Source organism: Pelagerythrobacter marinus (genome assembly GCF_009827515.1).
GTDB lineage: Bacteria > Pseudomonadota > Alphaproteobacteria > Sphingomonadales > Sphingomonadaceae > Pelagerythrobacter > Pelagerythrobacter marinus.
The window spans coordinates 285,053-302,132 of the sequence record NZ_WTYO01000001.1; the positions used below are offsets into that span (position 1 = coordinate 285,053).

General features: G+C 70.3%; 17 protein-coding genes and 1 pseudogene. 12 read left to right on the top strand and 6 right to left on the bottom strand.

Translation table 11 applies throughout. The features are described 5' to 3' along the window. The first annotated feature begins 122 nt into the window (after window positions 1-122). From GRI72_RS01250 to GRI72_RS01265, 4 genes are all read left to right on the top strand, one after another. The gene (locus GRI72_RS01250) at window positions 123-815 is read left to right on the top strand and encodes an outer membrane protein (protein ID WP_160732114.1); all 693 of its coding nucleotides are present in this window, start codon (window positions 123-125) and stop codon (window positions 813-815) included. A 147-nt stretch (window positions 816-962) separates the two neighbouring features. Continuing rightward, on the top strand, window positions 963-1,424 hold the full coding sequence (locus GRI72_RS01255) for a carboxymuconolactone decarboxylase family protein (RefSeq protein WP_160732115.1): 462 nt from the start codon (window positions 963-965) through the stop codon (window positions 1,422-1,424). Then, on the top strand, window positions 1,424-2,401 hold the full coding sequence (locus tag GRI72_RS01260) for a sigma-70 family RNA polymerase sigma factor (protein WP_202388874.1): 978 nt from the start codon (window positions 1,424-1,426) through the stop codon (window positions 2,399-2,401). The genes GRI72_RS01255 and GRI72_RS01260 overlap by 1 nt, the downstream gene beginning before the upstream one ends. A gap of 71 nt (window positions 2,402-2,472) precedes the next feature. Then, window positions 2,473-2,817: a hypothetical protein gene (locus GRI72_RS01265; RefSeq protein ID WP_160732117.1), complete on the top strand. Its 345-nt coding sequence runs from the start codon at window positions 2,473-2,475 to the stop codon at window positions 2,815-2,817. A 107-nt stretch (window positions 2,818-2,924) separates the two neighbouring features. Here GRI72_RS01265 and GRI72_RS01270 read toward each other — a convergent pair whose 3' ends face one another. Beyond that, window positions 2,925-3,632: an anti-sigma factor gene (locus GRI72_RS01270; protein WP_160732118.1), complete on the bottom strand. Its 708-nt coding sequence runs from the start codon at window positions 3,630-3,632 to the stop codon at window positions 2,925-2,927. Further along, on the bottom strand, window positions 3,629-4,093 hold the full coding sequence (locus tag GRI72_RS01275; RefSeq protein WP_337191105.1) for an RNA polymerase sigma factor: 465 nt from the start codon (window positions 4,091-4,093) through the stop codon (window positions 3,629-3,631). Before GRI72_RS01275 ends, GRI72_RS01270 begins: the two co-directional genes overlap by 4 nt. Before the next feature lie 107 nt (window positions 4,094-4,200). Between GRI72_RS01275 and GRI72_RS01280 the strand changes: the two genes are divergently transcribed. The 4 genes from GRI72_RS01280 to GRI72_RS01295 all read left to right on the top strand — a co-directional run bounded on the left by GRI72_RS01280 (window position 4,201) and on the right by GRI72_RS01295 (window position 7,956). Then, window positions 4,201-5,466: a S8 family serine peptidase gene (locus GRI72_RS01280; protein ID WP_160732119.1), complete on the top strand. Its 1,266-nt coding sequence runs from the start codon at window positions 4,201-4,203 to the stop codon at window positions 5,464-5,466. Between the two features lie 108 nt (window positions 5,467-5,574). Beyond that, complete coding sequence (locus GRI72_RS01285; RefSeq protein ID WP_160732120.1) at window positions 5,575-6,423, top strand: PRC-barrel domain-containing protein; 849 nt, start codon at window positions 5,575-5,577, stop codon at window positions 6,421-6,423. Between the two features lie 133 nt (window positions 6,424-6,556). Continuing rightward, the gene (locus GRI72_RS01290) at window positions 6,557-7,288 is read left to right on the top strand and encodes a cytochrome c oxidase assembly protein (protein WP_237486669.1); all 732 of its coding nucleotides are present in this window, start codon (window positions 6,557-6,559) and stop codon (window positions 7,286-7,288) included. Then, window positions 7,285-7,956: a cytochrome b gene (locus GRI72_RS01295; protein WP_251104104.1), complete on the top strand. Its 672-nt coding sequence runs from the start codon at window positions 7,285-7,287 to the stop codon at window positions 7,954-7,956. The genes GRI72_RS01290 and GRI72_RS01295 overlap by 4 nt, the downstream gene beginning before the upstream one ends. 13 nt (window positions 7,957-7,969) lie before the next feature. Here GRI72_RS01295 and GRI72_RS14870 read toward each other — a convergent pair. Further along, window positions 7,970-8,593 (bottom strand): annotated as a pseudogene (locus GRI72_RS14870) (c-type cytochrome); the annotation flags it as partial. Between the two features lie 44 nt (window positions 8,594-8,637). Here GRI72_RS14870 and GRI72_RS01305 point away from each other — a divergent pair. Genes GRI72_RS01305 through GRI72_RS01320 form a run of 4 tightly spaced genes read left to right on the top strand, consistent with a single transcriptional unit; the run spans window position 8,638 to window position 12,793 of the window. After that, a complete protein-coding gene (locus GRI72_RS01305; protein ID WP_160732122.1) occupies window positions 8,638-9,027 on the top strand; it encodes a c-type cytochrome in 390 nt (129 codons plus the stop codon). After that, entirely contained in the window at window positions 9,020-9,967 is a 948-nt protein-coding gene (locus GRI72_RS01310; RefSeq protein WP_237486671.1) for a cytochrome c oxidase subunit II, read from the top strand. The genes GRI72_RS01305 and GRI72_RS01310 overlap by 8 nt, the downstream gene beginning before the upstream one ends. Then, window positions 9,964-12,504 carry a cbb3-type cytochrome c oxidase subunit I gene (locus tag GRI72_RS01315; protein ID WP_160732124.1) on the top strand — a complete coding sequence of 847 codons (2,541 nt, stop codon included), beginning with the start codon at window positions 9,964-9,966 and terminating at the stop codon, window positions 12,502-12,504. Before GRI72_RS01310 ends, GRI72_RS01315 begins: the two co-directional genes overlap by 4 nt. A 7-nt stretch (window positions 12,505-12,511) precedes the next feature. Further along, window positions 12,512-12,793: a hypothetical protein gene (locus GRI72_RS01320; protein WP_160732125.1), complete on the top strand. Its 282-nt coding sequence runs from the start codon at window positions 12,512-12,514 to the stop codon at window positions 12,791-12,793. Here the strand turns inward: GRI72_RS01320 and GRI72_RS01325 are convergent. Genes GRI72_RS01325 through GRI72_RS01335 form a run of 3 tightly spaced genes read right to left on the bottom strand, consistent with a single transcriptional unit; the run spans window position 12,790 to window position 16,989 of the window. Continuing rightward, window positions 12,790-13,833 (bottom strand): sodium:calcium antiporter, encoded by a 1,044-nt coding sequence (locus GRI72_RS01325; protein WP_160732126.1) that lies wholly within the window; start codon window positions 13,831-13,833, stop codon window positions 12,790-12,792. The two genes, GRI72_RS01320 and GRI72_RS01325, sit on opposite strands and share 4 nt — an antisense overlap. A gap of 3 nt (window positions 13,834-13,836) precedes the next feature. Next, a complete protein-coding gene (locus GRI72_RS01330) occupies window positions 13,837-14,565 on the bottom strand; it encodes a ZIP family metal transporter (RefSeq protein WP_160732127.1) in 729 nt (242 codons plus the stop codon). A 21-nt stretch (window positions 14,566-14,586) separates the two neighbouring features. After that, on the bottom strand, window positions 14,587-16,989 hold the full coding sequence (locus GRI72_RS01335; RefSeq protein WP_160732128.1) for a membrane-bound PQQ-dependent dehydrogenase, glucose/quinate/shikimate family: 2,403 nt from the start codon (window positions 16,987-16,989) through the stop codon (window positions 14,587-14,589). Window positions 16,990-17,080: the final 91 nt, after the last annotated feature.

Consider the following 17,080-nt stretch of genomic DNA (forward strand, 5'->3'; position numbering starts at 1 on the left):
GCTCGGCGGCTCCGTCAAGGCGGGCGAGGACCAGGTCCGGCGACGAACAGCGCGGGCGCCCCGGCGGGGGCGGCGTTCGCGTGCCGGGCCAGCGGCCTCGCCATGTCTGGAAAGGAAATGAAATGAAGGTCATCGTATTGATCGGTGCCGCTGGATTGACCCTCGCGAGCACCTCCGTCCAAGCGCAGGATCTCTCGGGCTTCCGGGTCGAGGGGCGCATCGGGTGGGAAACCGGCAGCGTGGACATGATCGCCCCCAACCCCGACGAGGATGAAGACGAGGAAGGCGACGAGTTCGTCCTCGCCTCGGCCGACGACGATCGCCCGTCGTTCGGCGGTGAAATCGGCTATGACGCCCAGCTCGGCCGCAGCTTCCTGGTCGGTGCCTATGGCGGGATCGACTTTTCCGACAATGCCATGTGCTCCGAGGTGTTCGAGGACGACCTTGCCTGTGGAGAGCTCGACCGCACCTTCACGCTCGGCCTGCGGGCCGGGGTGCCGATCGGCAAGTCGGCGCTGATCTATGCCAAGGGCGGCTATTCGAACGGCAAGTTCAAGGCGAGCTACGATGCCGACGTGACCGATAACGAAGAGGACGAACCGGGCGAAGTGCTGCGCTTTTCCGACACGCGCGACGGCTATCACGCCGGGGCGGGGTTCGAACTGGGCATTTCCTCGGGCGTCTATGCCAAGCTGGAATATACCTACACCGATTTCGGCGACGGTACCTACGTCCTCGACGAGGACGAGGAACTGGCGCTGGACATGGATACGGACCGGCACCAGGTCCTGCTGGGCCTGGGCGTGCGTTTCTGACAGCGAGGGAGGGGAGGCCGCCTGCGGTCTCCCCTTTTCGCATGGGCAGTCCTTCCGGCCCGGCGAGAGGGCCGAAAATCTTCCCGCCATGTCACGCCGGGCGGTCCTGCCTCGTCTTGCAAGCGACCCGATGAAGGAGACCTTGCAATGACGACCGTGAAGCTCAATCCCTATGCCGCCGCCCCGCGGCTGATGAAGACCTGGACCGCGATGTCCGAGGCCGTCGTGGACAGCCTCGATTCGACGATCGTGGACCTGGTCAAGGTGCGCGCGTCGCAGATCAACGGCTGCGCCAACTGCATCAACATGCACACGATCGAAGCCCGCGCGAGAGGCGAGAGCGCGCAGCGGCTGCACCTTCTCGCGGCCTGGCAGGAAGCTCCGTGCTATACCGCCCGCGAACGTGCCGCCCTGGCGTGGACCGATGCGCTGACGCGGCTTTCGCACGACCATGGCCATGCCGCCGCTTACGCCGATCTCGCGGCACACTTTTCGCAGGAGGAACAGGTTCACCTGACGCTGATGATCAACGTGATCAACGGATGGAACCGGATCGCCGTGGGCTTCGGGCTGTGGTTCGAACCGGCCGATGCAAAGGCGCCGGCCTGATGGAGGCCGGCAAACGCGACCTCGCCGTGCCTGACGACGCAGAGGCCGCTTTCGGCCCGCTGCGGCCCATGTTGCTGCGGATCGCGTATCGCATGCTCGGTTCGGTCGCCGACGCGGAAGACGCGGTGCAGGAATGTTTCCTTCGCTGGCTGGCGACCGATCGCGCCGCGGTGCGCGCGCCCGGGCCGTTCCTGCGGCGCACGGTGACGCGCCTGTGCCTCGACCAGTTGAAATCGGCACGGCGGCGGCGCGAGACCTATATCGGCCCGTGGCTGCCCGACCCGGTGCTGGACCCCGAAGAGCCCGAGGATGTCACCCTGCCGCTGATGCTCGCGCTGGAACGGCTCTCGCCGCTCGAGCGCGCGGCCTTCCTGCTGCACGACGTGTTCGGGCAGGCCTATGGCGAGATAGCCGAGACGCTGGGGCGGGAGGAAGCCGCCTGCCGCCAGCTGGCCGCCCGGGCGCGGGCCCACGTCCGACAGGCCCGGCCGCGCTATGCGGTGGATCGCGAGCAGGGCCTGGCGCTGGCGCAGGCATTCTTCGCCGCTTCGCGCAGCGGCGATACGGCCGCGCTCGGCGCCTTGCTCGCCAGCGACGTGACGCTCCACGCCGATGGCGGCGGCCGGCGCCCGGCCGCGGTCGTTCCGGTGACCGGCCACCGGCGCGTGCTGCAACTGCTTCGATCGCTCGCGGCGCTGCTCGCCAGGCGGCCTTCGACCCTGCTCGAAACGGGCATGATCAATGGCCTGCCGGGGTTCGTCACGCGCGAGAGCGACGGCGAGCTGCAGACGACCGCGCTCGAGATCGAGGATGGCCGGATCGCGGCGATCTACGTCATGCGCAATCCCGACAAGCTGCGGCACCTCGACCGGCATCCGCCCCTGGCCGTCGTGCCCGATGCCCAAGGGGGGACGAGGGTGCGGGGACGAGGGTGCGGGGGGCTGCCTTTCGAAAAACTTCCGCCGGCGATGGATTAGGGGCGGGGCCTCGTCCGTTTCCCTCTCGAGCGGCCGCGCGCAGCGGCCGCATCTGGAAGGAGACCTTGCCGATGAATACCAAGATCGTTCTCGCAGCCATCGCCCTCGGCACCGCCGGCGCCGCGACCGCGGCCATGCCGGTCCTGGCCGAAGAACAGCTGGCCCGCGCAGAGGAAGCGCGGATCCTGACCGGGCCGATCGCCGGGATCGAAAACAACCTCTGGTTCGATTACCGCCTCGACATCACCGAGGCGCAGAAGGAACTGGCGAGCGACCTTCGCCGGGCCAGCGACATCGAGGACCGGCGCGACGCGTGGGAGGAATATGCGCGCGAACTGAAGCACGAACGCGAAGACTATATCCACGACATGGCGAAGCGCGGCTATCGCCAGGGGACCGTCTATATCGAAGGCTGATCGCCGGTCGCTGCGGCGTCGCGCGAGGAGGGGAAGGACCGGCAAGGCCGGTCCTTCCCTTTTTCGTGCCCTGTTCGCGCCCGGCAGCTCGCGCCGGCGAGGCCGGCCTAGCGCCAGCCCTGCGCCCGCGCCGCCGCCTCTTCGCCTGCATCGAGCGCGGGCCCGCTGGCCATCTCCTGCGCGCGGGCCAGCACCGAGGCTTCGTCCGCGCCGGCCATCCGGTATTCGGTCTGCGCGCCGGCCGAACCTTCGCCCTGCGTCTCGATCCGCCAGCCGCGCTCGTCCCTGCAGGCAATGCCGCTGCCCCCGGTGCCGCTGAAGGCGCGGCAGAATTCGCCGTCCCCGTCGCGGAAACTGAGCAGGATGCGCGTGTCGGCGCCGGGCGCCTGTTCGGCCACCAGCGTCCGGTCGAGCACCGAGGCGAGCCGGTCGCCCGCATAGGGCGCGGAACCGCCGTCGCCGCGCGGGAAGAGGACCACGAGGGCGAGCGAGGCGGCCAGGGCCGGGCCGACGACCCAGCGCCAGCGCGGGACCGGCGGGCGCGGCTGGCGCCGCTCGCGCTCGGCGGCGAAGTCCACCACTCCGGTCGGCTCCGCCGCCGCGCCCGGGCGGAGCATGTCCGCCAGGCGATCGGGCACGGGCTCTTGCGAAATCGGCGCGAAATGGCCGGCGAGCCGCTTGCGCAGCGCGCGGTGCGCCTCCACTTCGCGGGCGAGGGCGGGATCGGCCTCGATCGCGGCAGCGACTTCGGCGGCGCGCCCCGCCGGCAGTTCGCCATCGGCAAAGGCGGCCAGTTCATCGCGCGAAACGGTCATTGGACCTCTCCCAGCAATTCGAGCAAGGCGTCGCGGCCGCGCACGAGGCGCGAATTCAGCGTTCCCACCGGGCAGCCGACGATCTCGGCCGCTTCCTTGTAGGCATAGCCTTCGACCATCACCAGCAGCACGGCTTCGCGCTGGTCGGGGGGGAGCGACTGCATCGCGCGGTCGACCATCGACAGTTCCACCGCCGGTTCCTGCGCCCCCTCGGCACCCACGGCCAGGCCGGCCTCGTCGGCCACGAAGGTCTGCCTGCGCCGTGTCGCGGCGCGCCCCTCGTCGATCCAGATATTGCGCATGATGCGATACACCCAGCTGTCGAGCCGCGTGCCTTCCCGCCACTTGTGACGATTGGCCAGCGCGCGCTCGAGCGTCATCTGGCAGAGATCGTCACCGTCCGCAGGGGTGCCGGCCAGCCCGGTGGCAAATCGGCGCAACCGGGGCAGCAGGTCCAGCAAGTCCTTGTCGAACGATGCGCTCAGTGTCTCTGCCTTCCATGGATTAAACGTTCGGGGCGGGCCGTTTCATCCATGCTTAATCCAGTCCGGGAGATAGTTTACAGCCAATGCGCAGGATTTTCCTCATTTTCGCGGCCATCGCCGTGGTATCCGGGCCGCTCGCGGCCCAGGTCGCCCTGCCCGGCGTGCAAGTGCCGCGGGTGGGGGAGATCGTCGGCCCGGTCACCAGCGAGCTGGACAGGCAGATCGACCGTGGCAGCCGGCTGGCGGCGCGGCTGGCGCAGGACCGCCTGCGCGAGATCGACCGTTTCGTGCGGCGCAACGATCGCCTGGTCGAACGCGATGCCCGGGGCGATCCTGCGCGCCGGGGCGAATTGCTGGTCCTCGATGCCGACAAGGCCATGCTCGACCTGGCCCGCGCGAGCGGATACGGCGTTCTCGAAACCGGGACGATCGAGGGGCTGGGCATTGCCTTTGCCCGCCTGCGGACCCCGGAGGGCAGCGAACTGGCCGAGGCGGAACGCGCGCTCGCAGCCCTGCTGCCCGGCGCGACCGTTTCCGCCGACAGCCTGCATTTCCAGTCGGGCGAGCTCGCGGCCGGTGGCCCTGCCATCGCGCCCGGCGGTGCGGGGGCGGCGTTGCCGCTCGCCGCCCGGGCAGCGGCCGCCGCCGGCGCGGGGGAGGGCGTCCCGGTCGGGGTGATCGACGGGGCACCGGGCAAGGCCGTGCCGGTCGCGCAGGTCCGCGGGTTCGCGGAAGGCGCGCCGATCGCCAGCCACCATGGCAGCGCGGTCGCTTCGCTGCTGGCGTCGGCCGGCGCGGGGCCGATCCGGGTCGCGGACGTCTATGGCACCGACAAGGCCGGCGGCAATGCCCTCGCCATCGCACGGGCGCTGGGCTGGCTTTCGGCCCGCGGCACGCGGGTCGCCGTGATCAGCCTGGTCGGGCCCCGGAACCCGGTGCTCCGCCGGGCCGTCGCCGCGGCCCAGTCGAAGGGCATGGTCGTCGTCGCCGCCGTCGGCAATGGCGGGCCGGCTGCACCGCTCGCCTATCCGGCGAGTTACGACGGGGTCGTGTCGGTGACCGCGGTGGATCGCCGCCGGCGCGCGCTGATCGAGGCGGGCCGCGCGCTCGACCTCGACTATGCGGCCCCCGGGGCCGATGTCTTCGGCCTCGATGCCAGGGGCAAGCGCGTCCGCCTGCGCGGGACCTCGTTCGCCACCCCGCTCGCCGCCGCGCGGGTGGCGCGGGCGCTGGGGCAGGGCGGCCGGTGGCGCGCGGTGCTCGACCGGGAAGCGATCGACCTGGGGCGCAAGGGCCGCGACGAGGTCTTCGGCCGCGGCCTCCTGTGCGCCGATTGCCGCGGGCACTGACGATTTTTTTGGCGCGGTGACGGATTAAGCCGCGCCGACCATCCGTTTCCTGTTCGAAGCGGGCGCAAATGTTCATGCCGCGCCTGCCGACCAGGAAAGGAAGTCATCATGAAAAAGCTTCTTCTTGCCGCATCGGCACTCTCGTTCATCGCCGTTCCCCAGGCCCAGGCGCAGTTGCTTTCGGGCAGCGGCATCGGCCAGGTGACCGGCTCCATCGGTTCGCCCCTCGACAGCGTCCGCAGCCTCCCGCGCGAAACCCTGCGTTCGACCGTTCGCGGCGAAGCCCGGGGCGAGGCCCGCACGCGGGGCAGCCAGAACGTCGATCGCCGTTCGGGCCGCGTGTCGGCCGAACGTTCGATCGATACCGGCGTGACGGCCGCGGCCAGCGACCTCGTCGAAACGCCGCTCGTTTCCGGCCAGGGCTCGGCATCGGGTGAAGGCCGGGCGTCCGGTTCGGGCAGCGCCGAAGCGCAGCTGATCGGGACCGACGGCGTGCGTGCCATCGCCGGCGAAGGCGCGGCGCGGGCCCGCGGTACCGTGTCCACCGTGCGCAATGTGGCGATTCCCGCCGCCGGCGCGGCGCGCGATCGCGCCGGTTCGCTCGCCGGCCAGGCCGTCGGCGCGGCGAGTGCCGCCGGCTCGGGCGAAGGCAGCGGGTCTGCCGCGGGCGAAGGTTCGGCCAATGGCCTCGGCAGCATGTTCGCCGCCGCCGGCAGCGCGGCCGCGGCCGGGCAGGGCGCTTTCGCGATCGCGCCGGGAATGCCGGTCGTCGCCTCCGACGGTGCGGCCGTCGGCAAGGTGCGCCAGATCGTCAGCGATTCGCGCGGGCGGGTCGAGCAGGTGATCGTCGAGGCGCGCGGGCAGGACCTGGCTATTCCGGCCGGCAATCTTGCCGCCGGGGCCGATGCCCTGGTGATCGCGCAGGGCGCCGGTTCGGCAACCGTCACCGAGGACTGAGCCGCACGAACCAGCCCCCCTCTTCTTGCGCGGCCGGGGGCGGTCGGGGCCTGGCCCCGGCCGCCCCCTTTTTCGTGCGTGCCCGGAAAAATTCGCCCGGACCCACCGGGCTCCCCGTGCGTTCATCAGGGCGATGGCTGTCGATCCTCCCGCGTGGCATCCCTATTGCGGCGTTGCGCCGCTGCCCGATGCGTGGTGGGAAAGCTGGAATCCCGATCCGCTGCTGATGGGCGTGCTGGCGCTGCTCGCCGGTGCCTGGTGGCACCGCCATGGCCGCGACCCGGCCCGGCGCGTTCCGGCCATTGCCGCGGGCGCGGTCGTGCTCTTGCTGTTCGTCTCGCCGCTCTGCGCTTTGGGCTCCGCGCTGTTCACCGCGCGGGTCGTGCACCATGTCCTGCTTGCGACCCTGCTCGCCCCGCTCCTCGTCGCCGCGTTCGACGTGCGCCGGGTGCCCGGGTCGCTCGCGGCCTGGACCGCGGTGCAGGCGCTGGTCTTCTGGGCCTGGCACTTGCCCGCCGCCTATTCCGCGGCGCTTTCGAGCGACGGCGTCTTCTGGGCCATGCAGCTTTCGATCACCGCCAGCGCGGCCCTGTGGTGGGCGCGGGTCCTCCGGGCGGAAGCCGGCGCCGCCGTGCTGTCGCTGCTGGCAACGATGGTGCAGATGGGCCTGCTCGGCGCGATCCTGACATTCGCCGGCCGCGCCTATTACGCGCCCCACTGGCTGACGACGCAACCCTGGGGCCTTTCGCCGATGGAGGACCAGCAGATCGCCGGGATCATCATGTGGGCGCCTGCCTCCGCCGTCTATCTGCTCTGCGCGCTGGCCATCCTGCACCGTTCCTTCACCGCAGAGCCGGCCCGGTGATCGAGGCGCTGCGCGACTGGGCGGAACGGTATCGCAGCCGCGGCAAGTACACGCCCGTGGGGGTCGCCTTTCACTGGATCATGGCCGCGGTCGTCCTCTACCAGCTGTTCACCGGCTGGATGATGCAGCGCAACCTCGTCGGGGCGGAGAAGCTGGAAGCCTATGCCGATCACAGCCAGATCGGCCTCACGCTGCTGCTGTTCGGCGCGCTGCGCCTCGCCTGGCGACTGATGGTGCCGGGGCCGATCAACGACGCGGACGAGCCCGGCTGGCGGTCCGACACGGCGCACGCGATCCACGCGGCCTTCTATGCCCTGTTCGTGATCGTGCCGCTGTCGGGGTGGATCATGTGGTCGGCGATCCAGCCGGCGCGGCCGCTATACCTCGCCGCGCTGATACCGGTGCCCGCGATGCCTTTCCACACGCTCAGCGTCGAATGGCAATATCGCCTGCTCGACATCGCGGAGGACGTCCACGTGATCGGGATCGTCGCGCTGACCCTGCTCGTCCCGGCCCATGCCGCCGCCGCGATCAAGCACCATTTCTGGGACCGGGACGATGTGTTCGAGGGCATGCTGCCCGAAGTCCCGGACGATTTCGGCCACCCGTCAGGCGCGCGCTATAGTCCGAGAGAGCAGCCATCTCGCTCTCGTCCAGACGCCGACTGATCGCGGTCATCACCCCCTGCGGGTCGCCGTAGCGCTTGCCGTCGCGCCAGTGGCGGAGCTGCCGTTCGAGATAGCGGGCCGGCTGGCCGGCAAGCGGCGGGTTGCCGTGGCCCCGGCCGCGGCCGTCGTCGCCGTGGCAGCTGGCGCAGGAAGGCAGGCCGCGCGCCGGGTCGCCCCGGTGGTAGAGCGCGACGATCGGCGGCGCACAGGCGGCCGCGGGGGCCGGGTCGGCCGCGTCCGCGCTCTCCGCCCCCGGCGGAGGCAGGGCCGCGTAGTATTCGCCGAGCATGACGCGGGCATCGTTGTCGAGGCTGCCAGCGATCCACTGCATGTGCGGATCGCGCCGCAGGCCCGCGTCGTAAAACTCCAGTTGCCGGACGATATAGCCGGCGTCGAGCCCGGCGAGCCGGGGCGTCAGCGCGCCGTCGCCCCCGCCGTCGAGGCCGTGGCAGGTCACGCAGGCCCCGGCCGGTCCGGCCGCTCCGCCGCTCAGCGCCAGGACCTCGCCGCTCGCCTCGAACGCGCTGGGCGGCGGCGTGCCGTTGTCGCAGCCGGCCAGGGCCACCGCCGCGGCCGGGATCAGGATCGACCTGGCGAAGCCCCTGTTCTGCGTGAAAACCATGCCTTTCGGGAACATGCACGGGGCGGCGCGGTTCCCATAGGCATGCGGGGCGGCGTGGCATGAAAGCTGTGGGGCAAATCTTCGGACACGCGGCCGCCCTGGGCTGCGCGCTGGGACTGGCGGCGTGCAAGCAGCCACCGGCCTCGCGCTATACCTTCGATGCCGGCCTGCGCGACATGGGGCGCCACGTGATCGAGCGCGCCGGCTGCGCGGCCTGTCACGAGATACCGGGAATCGACTGGCCCGAGGGGCGGACCGGCCCCTCGCTCGCCGGGTTCGACGGGGTAGGGCCGATCGCAGGCTACCTGCCGAACACCCCGGCAAACCTCGCCCGTTTCGTGCGCAACGCCCCGGCGGCAAAGCCCGGATCGACGATGCCGGCCATGCCGATCTCTTCCGAAGAGGCCCATGCCGTGGCCGCCTATCTCTATGGAATCGACGATGATTGAGGCGCTCTGGGGCTGGCCGCCGCCGGTGTTCGATCCGGCCGGGCCCTATGCCGAGAGCGTGACCACGCTGGCCTGGGTGCTGCTGGGCATGGGCGTGGCGGTGACCGCGATCGTCGTCGCCGCGCTGTGGGTGGCGCTGCGCGGGCCGGACGCGCTCAAGCGCAAGCTGGGCGGGGAGCGGACCGTGTGGATCGGCGGGGTCGCCTTCCCCGGCGTCGTCCTGACCGCGCTGCTCGTCTGGGGCCTGGCGCTGACCGCCTCGCTGACCGCGGACATTACCGGCGATGAGATGCGCGTTCGCGTGACCGGGGAGATGTGGTGGTTCCGCGTCGAGTACCTCGATGACGACGGCAACGTCCTGGTGGCCGACGCGAACGAGCTGCATCTCCCGGTGGGCGAGCCTGTCGTGCTGGAACTGCAATCGGCCGACGTGATCCACAGTTTCTGGGTGCCGCACCTTTCGGGCAAGAAGGACATGATCCCCGGGCGCACGACGCTGCTGCGCGTCCAGGCCGACCGGCCGGGGCGGTTCGGCGGGGTCTGCGCCGAATATTGCGGCGGCCCCCATGCGCTGATGGGTTTCGTCGCGATCGCGCACGGGCAGGACGATTTCCGCCAATGGCTGGCGGGCAAGGCGCGCCGCCAGGCGGCGAGCGCGCCCGGCGGCGGGGCGGGCCGCCGCCAGTTCATGGACAGCGGCTGCGCGGCCTGCCACCGCGTCGCGGGCACGCCGGCCAACGGCCTCGCCGGGCCGGACCTGACCCATGTCGGGAGCCGCCAGACGCTGGGTGCCGGCATCCTGCCCAACAATCGCGGCACCCTGATCGGGTGGATCGGGGACAGCCAGTCGATCAAGCCGGGCAACCGGATGCCCAGTTACGACATGCTTTCGGCCGAGGAGCTGGAAGACATCGCGATCTGGCTCGAGCAGCAGAAATGAAGTCCGAAACCGGCTTCGACCACGATCTCTACCGGCTCTTCCCCACGCATCGGCCGCGCCCGAAAGGCGAGGTGGAGGAACTGGAGCGGATCTGGGACAATCCCAAGGGCTGGGGCCTGCTGACCGTCGTCAACAACAACTACGTCGGCTTCTTCTACGTCGCGACGGCGTTCCTGTTCTTCCTCCTCGCCGGGATCCTCGCGCTGGGGATGCGGGTGCAACTGGCGGCGCCGCTGCAGGAATTCCTGCCGCAGGAAACCTACAACCAGTTCTTCACCATGCACGGCACGGTGATGATGTTCCTGTTCGCGGTGCCGATGGTGGAGGCGATCGGGATCATGCTGCTGCCGCAGATGCTGGCCGCGCGCGACCTGCCCTTTCCGCGGCTTTCCGCCTACGCCTTCTGGGCCTATTTCGTCGGCGGGCTCTGTTTCTTCGCCTCGCTCTTCGTCGGGCTGGCGCCCGATGGCGGGTGGTTCATGTACCCCCCGCTGACCTCGATCGCCTACAGCCCGGGGATCAACACCGATTTCTGGCTGCTGGGGATCGGCTTTATCGAGATCAGCGCGATTGCCGGCGCGATCGAGATCATCGTCGGCGTCCTGCGCACGCGCGCGCCGGGCATGACGCTCGACCGGATGCCGATGTTCGCCTGGGCCATGCTGGTCTTCGCGGTGATGATCGTGATCGCCTTTCCCAGCGTGATCCTCGGCACCCTGCTGCTGGAGCTGGAGCGGGCGTTCAACTGGCCTTTCTTCGATCCCGCGCGCGGGGGGGACCCGCTGCTGTGGCAGCACCTGTTCTGGTTCTTCGGGCACCCGGAAGTCTACATCATCTTCCTGCCCGCGGCCGGGCTAATGAGCATGATGGTCGCCACCGTCGCGCGCACCCCGCTGGTGGGATACCGCCTGAACGTGCTCGCCCTGGTGGCGACCGGGTTCATCAGCTTCGGCGTCTGGGCGCACCACATGTTCACCACCGACATGCCGCGGATATCGGCCGGCTATTTCAGCGCGGCGAGCATGGCGGTCAGCCTGCCCGCGGGCATCCAGGTGTTCTGCTGGATCGCGACGCTTGCGGCGGGCCGGATACGCTGGTCGGTGCCCGCGCTGTTCATCGTCGGTTCGGTCCTGATATTCGTGATGGGCGGGCTGACGGGCGTGATGGTCGGCATGGTCCCGTTCGACTGGCAGGTCCACGATACCTATTTCATCGTCGCCCACCTTCACTACGTGCTGCTGGGCGGGATGGTCTTCCCGATGTTCGCCGCGTTCTATTACTGGAACGGGATGACCAGCCGCAATCCGCTGTCCGAAAGGCTGGGGCGGTGGGTCTTCTGGCTGATGTTCACCGGGCTGCACGTCACCTTCCTGCCGATGCACCTGACCGGCTTCATGGGGATGCCGCGCCGGGTCTATACCTACCTGCCCGACCGGGGGCTGGACCTGCTGAACCTGGTTTCCACCATTGGCGCCTTCACCATCGCGGCCGGGGTCCTGCTGTTCCTGCTCGACCTGGCGCGCAATTTCCGGTTCACCACCGATCACGACGCCGGCAACGTCTATGGCGGGGGCACGCTGGAATGGCTGCCGACCGGGATGTATTCGACCCGCTCGATCCCGCTCGTCCGCAGCCGGGAGCCGCTGTGGGACGATCCGGCGATCTGCGACGACGTGGCCGAGGGGCGCTATTTCCTGCCCAACAGCGCGACCGGCCTGCGCGAAACGATCATCACGTCCCCCGTCAACGCCGAGCCGCAGTATCTCCAGCTCATGCCCGGGCCGTCGCCCTGGCCAATCGGCGCCGCCGCGTTCACGGCGTTCTTCTTCCTCTCGCTGACGGTCCAGGCCTATGCCTTCGCCTGGTTCAGCGGGGTGGTCGCGACGGTCTGCGTGCTGCGCTGGCTGTGGGAGACCGACCGGCCGATCGCCCAGAAAGAGGCCGACATCGGCGCGGGCATCGTCGTCCCCATTTCGGTGACCGGCCCGCGCGGCCATGGCTGGTGGGCGCTCAACACGCTGATGGTCGTCATGGGCATGATCGCCGTCATGGGCGGTTTCAGCTATCTCTATCTCTACGGCATTCATCCCGAGGTGTGGATTGACGCCCCGCCGCTTGGCCAGACGGCGCTGGTCGCGGCGCTGCTCGCCGGCGCGATGATCGCGGCGCGCCTCGCCCGCTACCTCCTGTCCCGCCACGAGGCCGGCGTCTTTCCGGGGCAGGGGCCATGGCTGACCGCGACGGCCAGCGCGGCACTGATCGTCGGGGCGCTCTATCTCGACATGACCGGCTGGCAGGCCGCCGGCCTCGCCCCTGCCGACAGCGCGCAGGGGGCGACGGTATTCGCGATGCTGGCCTACCAGGCCTGCCTCGCGGCGGTGGGCGTCATCATGGCGCTCTACCTCGGCCTGCGGAGCGGCCGCGGCCTGCTGACGACGCCGGCCAATGTCACGATGGACGTGGTCGGCCGGTTCCTGTTCTTCGCGGCCGCGCAGGGGCTTGCGCTGAGCCTGCTCATGCGGACGATACCGGGGTGACGGCGCGATGAACCCGCAATTCTTCAACCGGCTGGACTGGGTCGTGCTGGGCGGCGCCTTCGCGATCTGGGCGGCGCATTTCATGCTCGCCTGGTCGATCAGTTCGATCTTTCCCGGCCAGGGGATCGTGCTGTGGCTGGTCGCCGCGCTGACGCTGGCCTCGTTCGGCGCGCTGGCCGCGCTGTGGCGCTGGCGCAAGGTCGAAGGCGCGGCGTCGGTCGCCGGCCTCGCGATCGTGCTGGCGGCGGCGGGCGTCGTCTATGACTTCCTGCCCGCCCTGATGGCCTAGGCCGAAACGATCCCGCCCAGGATCGCGGCCATTCCCGCGACATAGACGACCAGGACGGCAATGCTGTCGTACCCCATGCGCAGCTTCGCCTTGTCGCGCCGTTCGACGAGGCCGATCATGATCAGCGCGGTCAGCAGAACCCCGATCAGCGCCGCCGTCATCGATGCGCGGTCCACCTGCTGCAGCACGGGCGGGCCGGGATCGAGCATGTCCACCAGCAGGATCAGGACGACGTCGAACATGTTGCCGCCCAGGATGTCGCCGATCGCCAGTTCCGCCCGGCGCAGGCGCACCGCGGCAATGGCGGTGCTCAGCTCGGGAAGCGAAGTGGCCAGCGCCAGCAGGGTCAGCCCCATGATGCCGGTATCGGTGCCGGTCTGTTCAGCCAGGCCTTCGGCGGCGAGCGTCACCACCGTGCCCCCTGCGAAGATCGCCGCTGCGGCCAAGGCAATCGCCAGCGCCAGCCGCATGTTGCCGATCGCGGGCCGCTCGATCGCCTCCTGCTCGACGCGCGCCTCGGTCGCCGGGACCCAGCCGCCCGCCGCGACCTCGCGGTTCAGTTGCGAGAGGCTGAGGACATAGACCGCCGCGATCAGCACCGGGAAGAAGCCGACGCTGCCCAGCGGCAGTTCCCAGTCGCCGATCATCACCCCGATCGCGGCCAGGACCAGCAGGACGATGCTGATCCCGGCATTGAGGATCGTGCGCGTGTCCGGGACCATGCTGGTCAGCGCGCCCTTGCCCACGAACAGGTCGGCCAGCGCGATCACCACGACCTGGAAAGCGATCCCGCCTAGCAGGTTGTTGACCGCCATCGCCGGGTTGCCCGACAGCGTGGCGACCGTCGTGGTCGAGATTTCGGGCAGCGAAGTGACCGCGCCCAGCAGGAGCACGCCGATCACGGCCTGCTCTATCCCCGAGCGTTGCGAGACCTCGTCCGCATAGCGGGCTAGCCGCGCGCCGGCGAACCATACGGTGGCGGCCCCGGCGATAAACAGGGCTACAAGCCAGACGACCGGCAGGCTGGTCAGGTCGGGCACGGTTCAGGCCCCGAGATAGGCGGACATCAGCATCAGCAGAACGAAGCCGGCGGCAAAGGCCGGGCTGGAAAGCTTGCGCGAGGTGCCGGGGGCATCGGCCTCGGGCACCAGGTCCTCGATCGTCGCGGTCAGCAGCAGCCCGGCGAAGAGCGCGAGGACGAAGCCCGAAAGCGCGGCGCTCGCCCCGTCGAGCACGAGGAACCCGGCCAGCGCACCCGACAGGGGGGCGAGGGGGAAGGCGAGGGCGGCGAACAGCCGCTTGCGCCCGGCGACGTTGCCCGATCGCAGCGCCGCCGCGATCGCGAAACCCCCGGGCAGGTTGCCGAGGACCTGCGATGCGGCGAGCAGGAGGCCGAGATCGGCGGCGACCGCGCTCCCGCCCCCGGTCATCAACCCATCGGTGAACATGTCGACCGCGATCGCGGTATAGGCGCCCCAGACGAAGGCGCCTGAACCCTGCCCGCCGCCGCGCACGCGGCGGCTGAGCCGGACGAGCAGGACGGAAACGAGCGCGCCGACGACGATGGCGATGGCCAGTATCCAGATCGCTGCCCGATCCTGCGCGCGGGGCACCAGCTCGATCGCCGCGACGGCGGTCGCGATCCCCGCCGCCATGTGCAGCGCCGCGCCGGTCAGCCAGGGCGGCGGCTTGCGCCATTCCGCAAGGCCGAAGCCGGCCAGGTTGCCCGCCGCCGGCAGGAGGGCGAGGAGGAGCGCGGTCGTCAGCGTCATGCGGCCCGGCCCGTCGCGGCTCTATTCGGCCGGAAGGGCATAGGCGATCAGTTCATCGCCCACCGGCGTTTCCATGAAATGGTGCCCGCCGGCCATGACGACCACGTATTGCCGGCCGTTCGCCGCGTAAGTGATCGGGGTGGCCTGGCCGCCCGCCGGCAGGACGTCCTGCCACAGCGTTTCCCCCGTTCGCAGGTCGATGGCGCGAAACAGGTTGTCGGTCGTCGCGGCGATGAAGACCAGTCCGCTGGCGGTGACCACGCTGCCGCCATTGTTGGGCGTCCCGATATCGAGCGGCAGCATGGAAGGGATGCCGAAAGGCCCGTTGCGGCGCGCGGTGCCGAACGGCCGGTCCCAGATCGTTTCGCCCGTGCGCAGATCGATCGCGCGGATGCCGCCATAGGGCGGTTCCTTGCACAGCAGGCCGGTGAAGGGCAGGCGCCACCCGGCGTTGACGTCGATCGCGTAAGGCGCGCCCATCTGCGGGTCGCCCGCGCCTTCCGCGCCGCCGCCCATCGCCCCGCCGCGGGCCGAGCCGCGCGGGGTCCAGCCCTTCGCATGCGCCTCGTCGCGCGGCACGAGCCGGTTGTAATTGGGCATGTCGTTGTAATTGGCCACGATCACGCCGCGCACCGGGTCGATCGCGATTCCGCCCCAGTCGGACCCGCCGTTATAGCCCGGGTACTGGACCCAGCGCCGGCTGGCGGTGGGGGGCGTGTATATCCCGTCGTAGGCCGCGCGGCGGAACTGGATGCGGCAGGCGAGCTGGTCGAGCGGCGACATGCCCCACATGTCGCGTTCCTCCAGCCGCGGCCGGGCCAGCGTGTGGAACAGCGAAAACGGCTGGGTCGCCGTCCGTTCGGCCGGCTCCACTCCGCCCTGGGGTACGGGCCGTTCCTCGGCCTCGGTCAGCAGTTCGCCGGTGCGCCGGTCGAGGACGTAGATATCGCCCTGCTTGCTGGCGAGGACGACTGCGGGAACCCCGCCCGGAAGATCGATCAGCGTCGGCTGCGAGCCGAGGTCGTAATCCCAAACGTCCTTGTAGACCGTCTGGAAATGCCACCGCGGGCGCCCCGTTTCGGCATCGAGCGCCACCAGCGCGGTGGCGTAGCGGTTCTCCGCCTCGCTGCGGCCGGTGCTGTAGTAGTCGCCGGCCGAATTGCCCATCGGCAGGTAGACGAGGCCCAGTTCCTCGTCGGCGGAGGCCATCGTCCACATGTTCGGCGTGCCGCGGCTGTACATGCCGTCGCCTTCGGGGCGGCCGGTTCGCTCGGGCGCGTTCATGTCCCAGGCCCAGGCCAGTTCCCCGGTCTCGACGTCGAATGCCTGGATGACGCCCGAGGGGGCATCGAGCTTCTGCCCGTCGAGCACCTGGTGGCCGGTCACGATATTGCCGCGCACGACGACAGGGGGCGAGGTGATCGAGACCATGCCGGGCACGACCGGCCCCATCCCCTGCGTGATATCGACCGATCCGCCGTCGCCGAAGCCGGCGCAGGGCCGGCCGGTGCGCGCGTCCACCGCCATGATCCGGGCATCGAGCGTGCCCTGGATCACCCGGCTGGCGCAGGGGGCCTCGGGATCGCCGCTGCCCGTCTCGTGATAGGCGACCCCGCGGCAGGCGGCGGTATAGGGGATCCAGTCTTCCGAAACGCCGGGGTCGTGGCGCCAGACCTCTTGCCCGGTCGCCGCATCCAGCGCGATCAGGATATTGGTGGCGGAACACAGGAACAGCCGGTCGCCGACCTTGAGCGGGGTCGTTTCGGCGCCATAGCTGTTGTCGTTCATGTCGGCGGGCAGGTCGCGCGTGTGGGCGACCCATGCGCGTTCGAGCCGGTCGACGTTTTCCGGGGTGATCTGGGCGAGGGTGGAATAACGCTGCGCCTCGGCCGTGCCGCCATAGGCGGTCCATTCGCCGCCGGCGGCGGGAAATTCCCCGCGGCCGGCGAAATCGGCCGCGGGCAGGGCGCGCACGGTCCTTTCGCCCGACTGGGCGACGAGGAAGAACGCGCCCGCCACCAGGGCAAGCGCGACGGCCGCGAGCCCGCCGGCGCCGAGCCAGCCGAACGGGCGGCGGTGCATGAGCGGCGCGACGAGGACGACGAGCAGCAGCAGCACTGCCGGGCCGACGATGCGCGGTACCAGGGCCCACGAGTCGAGGCCCGTTTCCCACAGCGCCCAGGCAACGGTGGCGAGGAAGACCAGCACGTAGAGCGCGACGCCGGCGATCCGGCCGCGCGCGATCAGGATACCGCTGGCGGCGACCGCGAGCCCGGCCAGCAGGTAGTAGATCGAACCGCCCAGCGCGGCGAGCCAGGCGCCGCCGGCGAAGAGCGCCAGCCCGACAAGGGCGAGCAGGATGCCTAGCACGATCGCGGGCCAGCGCGCCCAGCCGCGGTGCCTGGCATTGGTGGTGGCGTCCATCGTTCGCATCCTCCTTGCCCGGGAGGTTCGCGCGCCTGCGCGGCGGCCATCGGCGCCCGCGTCACGCGCCCCCGGTTAGGGTAATGAGCGC

What these genes read in the sequence shown, in the direction of transcription:
- GRI72_RS01250 (WP_160732114.1), top strand. Translation starts at nt 123, where the DNA reads ATGAAGGTCATCGTATTGATCGGTGCCGCTGGATTGACCCTCGCGAGC.
- GRI72_RS01255 (WP_160732115.1), top strand. Translation starts at nt 963, where the DNA reads ATGACGACCGTGAAGCTCAATCCCTATGCCGCCGCCCCGCGGCTGATG.
- GRI72_RS01260 (WP_202388874.1), top strand. Translation starts at nt 1,424, where the DNA reads ATGGAGGCCGGCAAACGCGACCTCGCCGTGCCTGACGACGCAGAGGCC.
- GRI72_RS01265 (WP_160732117.1), top strand. Translation starts at nt 2,473, where the DNA reads ATGAATACCAAGATCGTTCTCGCAGCCATCGCCCTCGGCACCGCCGGC.
- GRI72_RS01270 (WP_160732118.1), bottom strand. Translation starts at nt 3,632, where the DNA reads ATGACCGTTTCGCGCGATGAACTGGCCGCCTTTGCCGATGGCGAACTG.
- GRI72_RS01280 (WP_160732119.1), top strand. Translation starts at nt 4,201, where the DNA reads ATGCGCAGGATTTTCCTCATTTTCGCGGCCATCGCCGTGGTATCCGGG.
- GRI72_RS01285 (WP_160732120.1), top strand. Translation starts at nt 5,575, where the DNA reads ATGAAAAAGCTTCTTCTTGCCGCATCGGCACTCTCGTTCATCGCCGTT.
- GRI72_RS01290 (WP_237486669.1), top strand. Translation starts at nt 6,557, where the DNA reads ATGGCTGTCGATCCTCCCGCGTGGCATCCCTATTGCGGCGTTGCGCCG.
- GRI72_RS01305 (WP_160732122.1), top strand. Translation starts at nt 8,638, where the DNA reads ATGAAAGCTGTGGGGCAAATCTTCGGACACGCGGCCGCCCTGGGCTGC.
- GRI72_RS01310 (WP_237486671.1), top strand. Translation starts at nt 9,020, where the DNA reads ATGATTGAGGCGCTCTGGGGCTGGCCGCCGCCGGTGTTCGATCCGGCC.
- GRI72_RS01315 (WP_160732124.1), top strand. Translation starts at nt 9,964, where the DNA reads ATGAAGTCCGAAACCGGCTTCGACCACGATCTCTACCGGCTCTTCCCC.
- GRI72_RS01320 (WP_160732125.1), top strand. Translation starts at nt 12,512, where the DNA reads ATGAACCCGCAATTCTTCAACCGGCTGGACTGGGTCGTGCTGGGCGGC.
- GRI72_RS01330 (WP_160732127.1), bottom strand. Translation starts at nt 14,565, where the DNA reads ATGACGCTGACGACCGCGCTCCTCCTCGCCCTCCTGCCGGCGGCGGGC.
- GRI72_RS01335 (WP_160732128.1), bottom strand. Translation starts at nt 16,989, where the DNA reads ATGGACGCCACCACCAATGCCAGGCACCGCGGCTGGGCGCGCTGGCCC.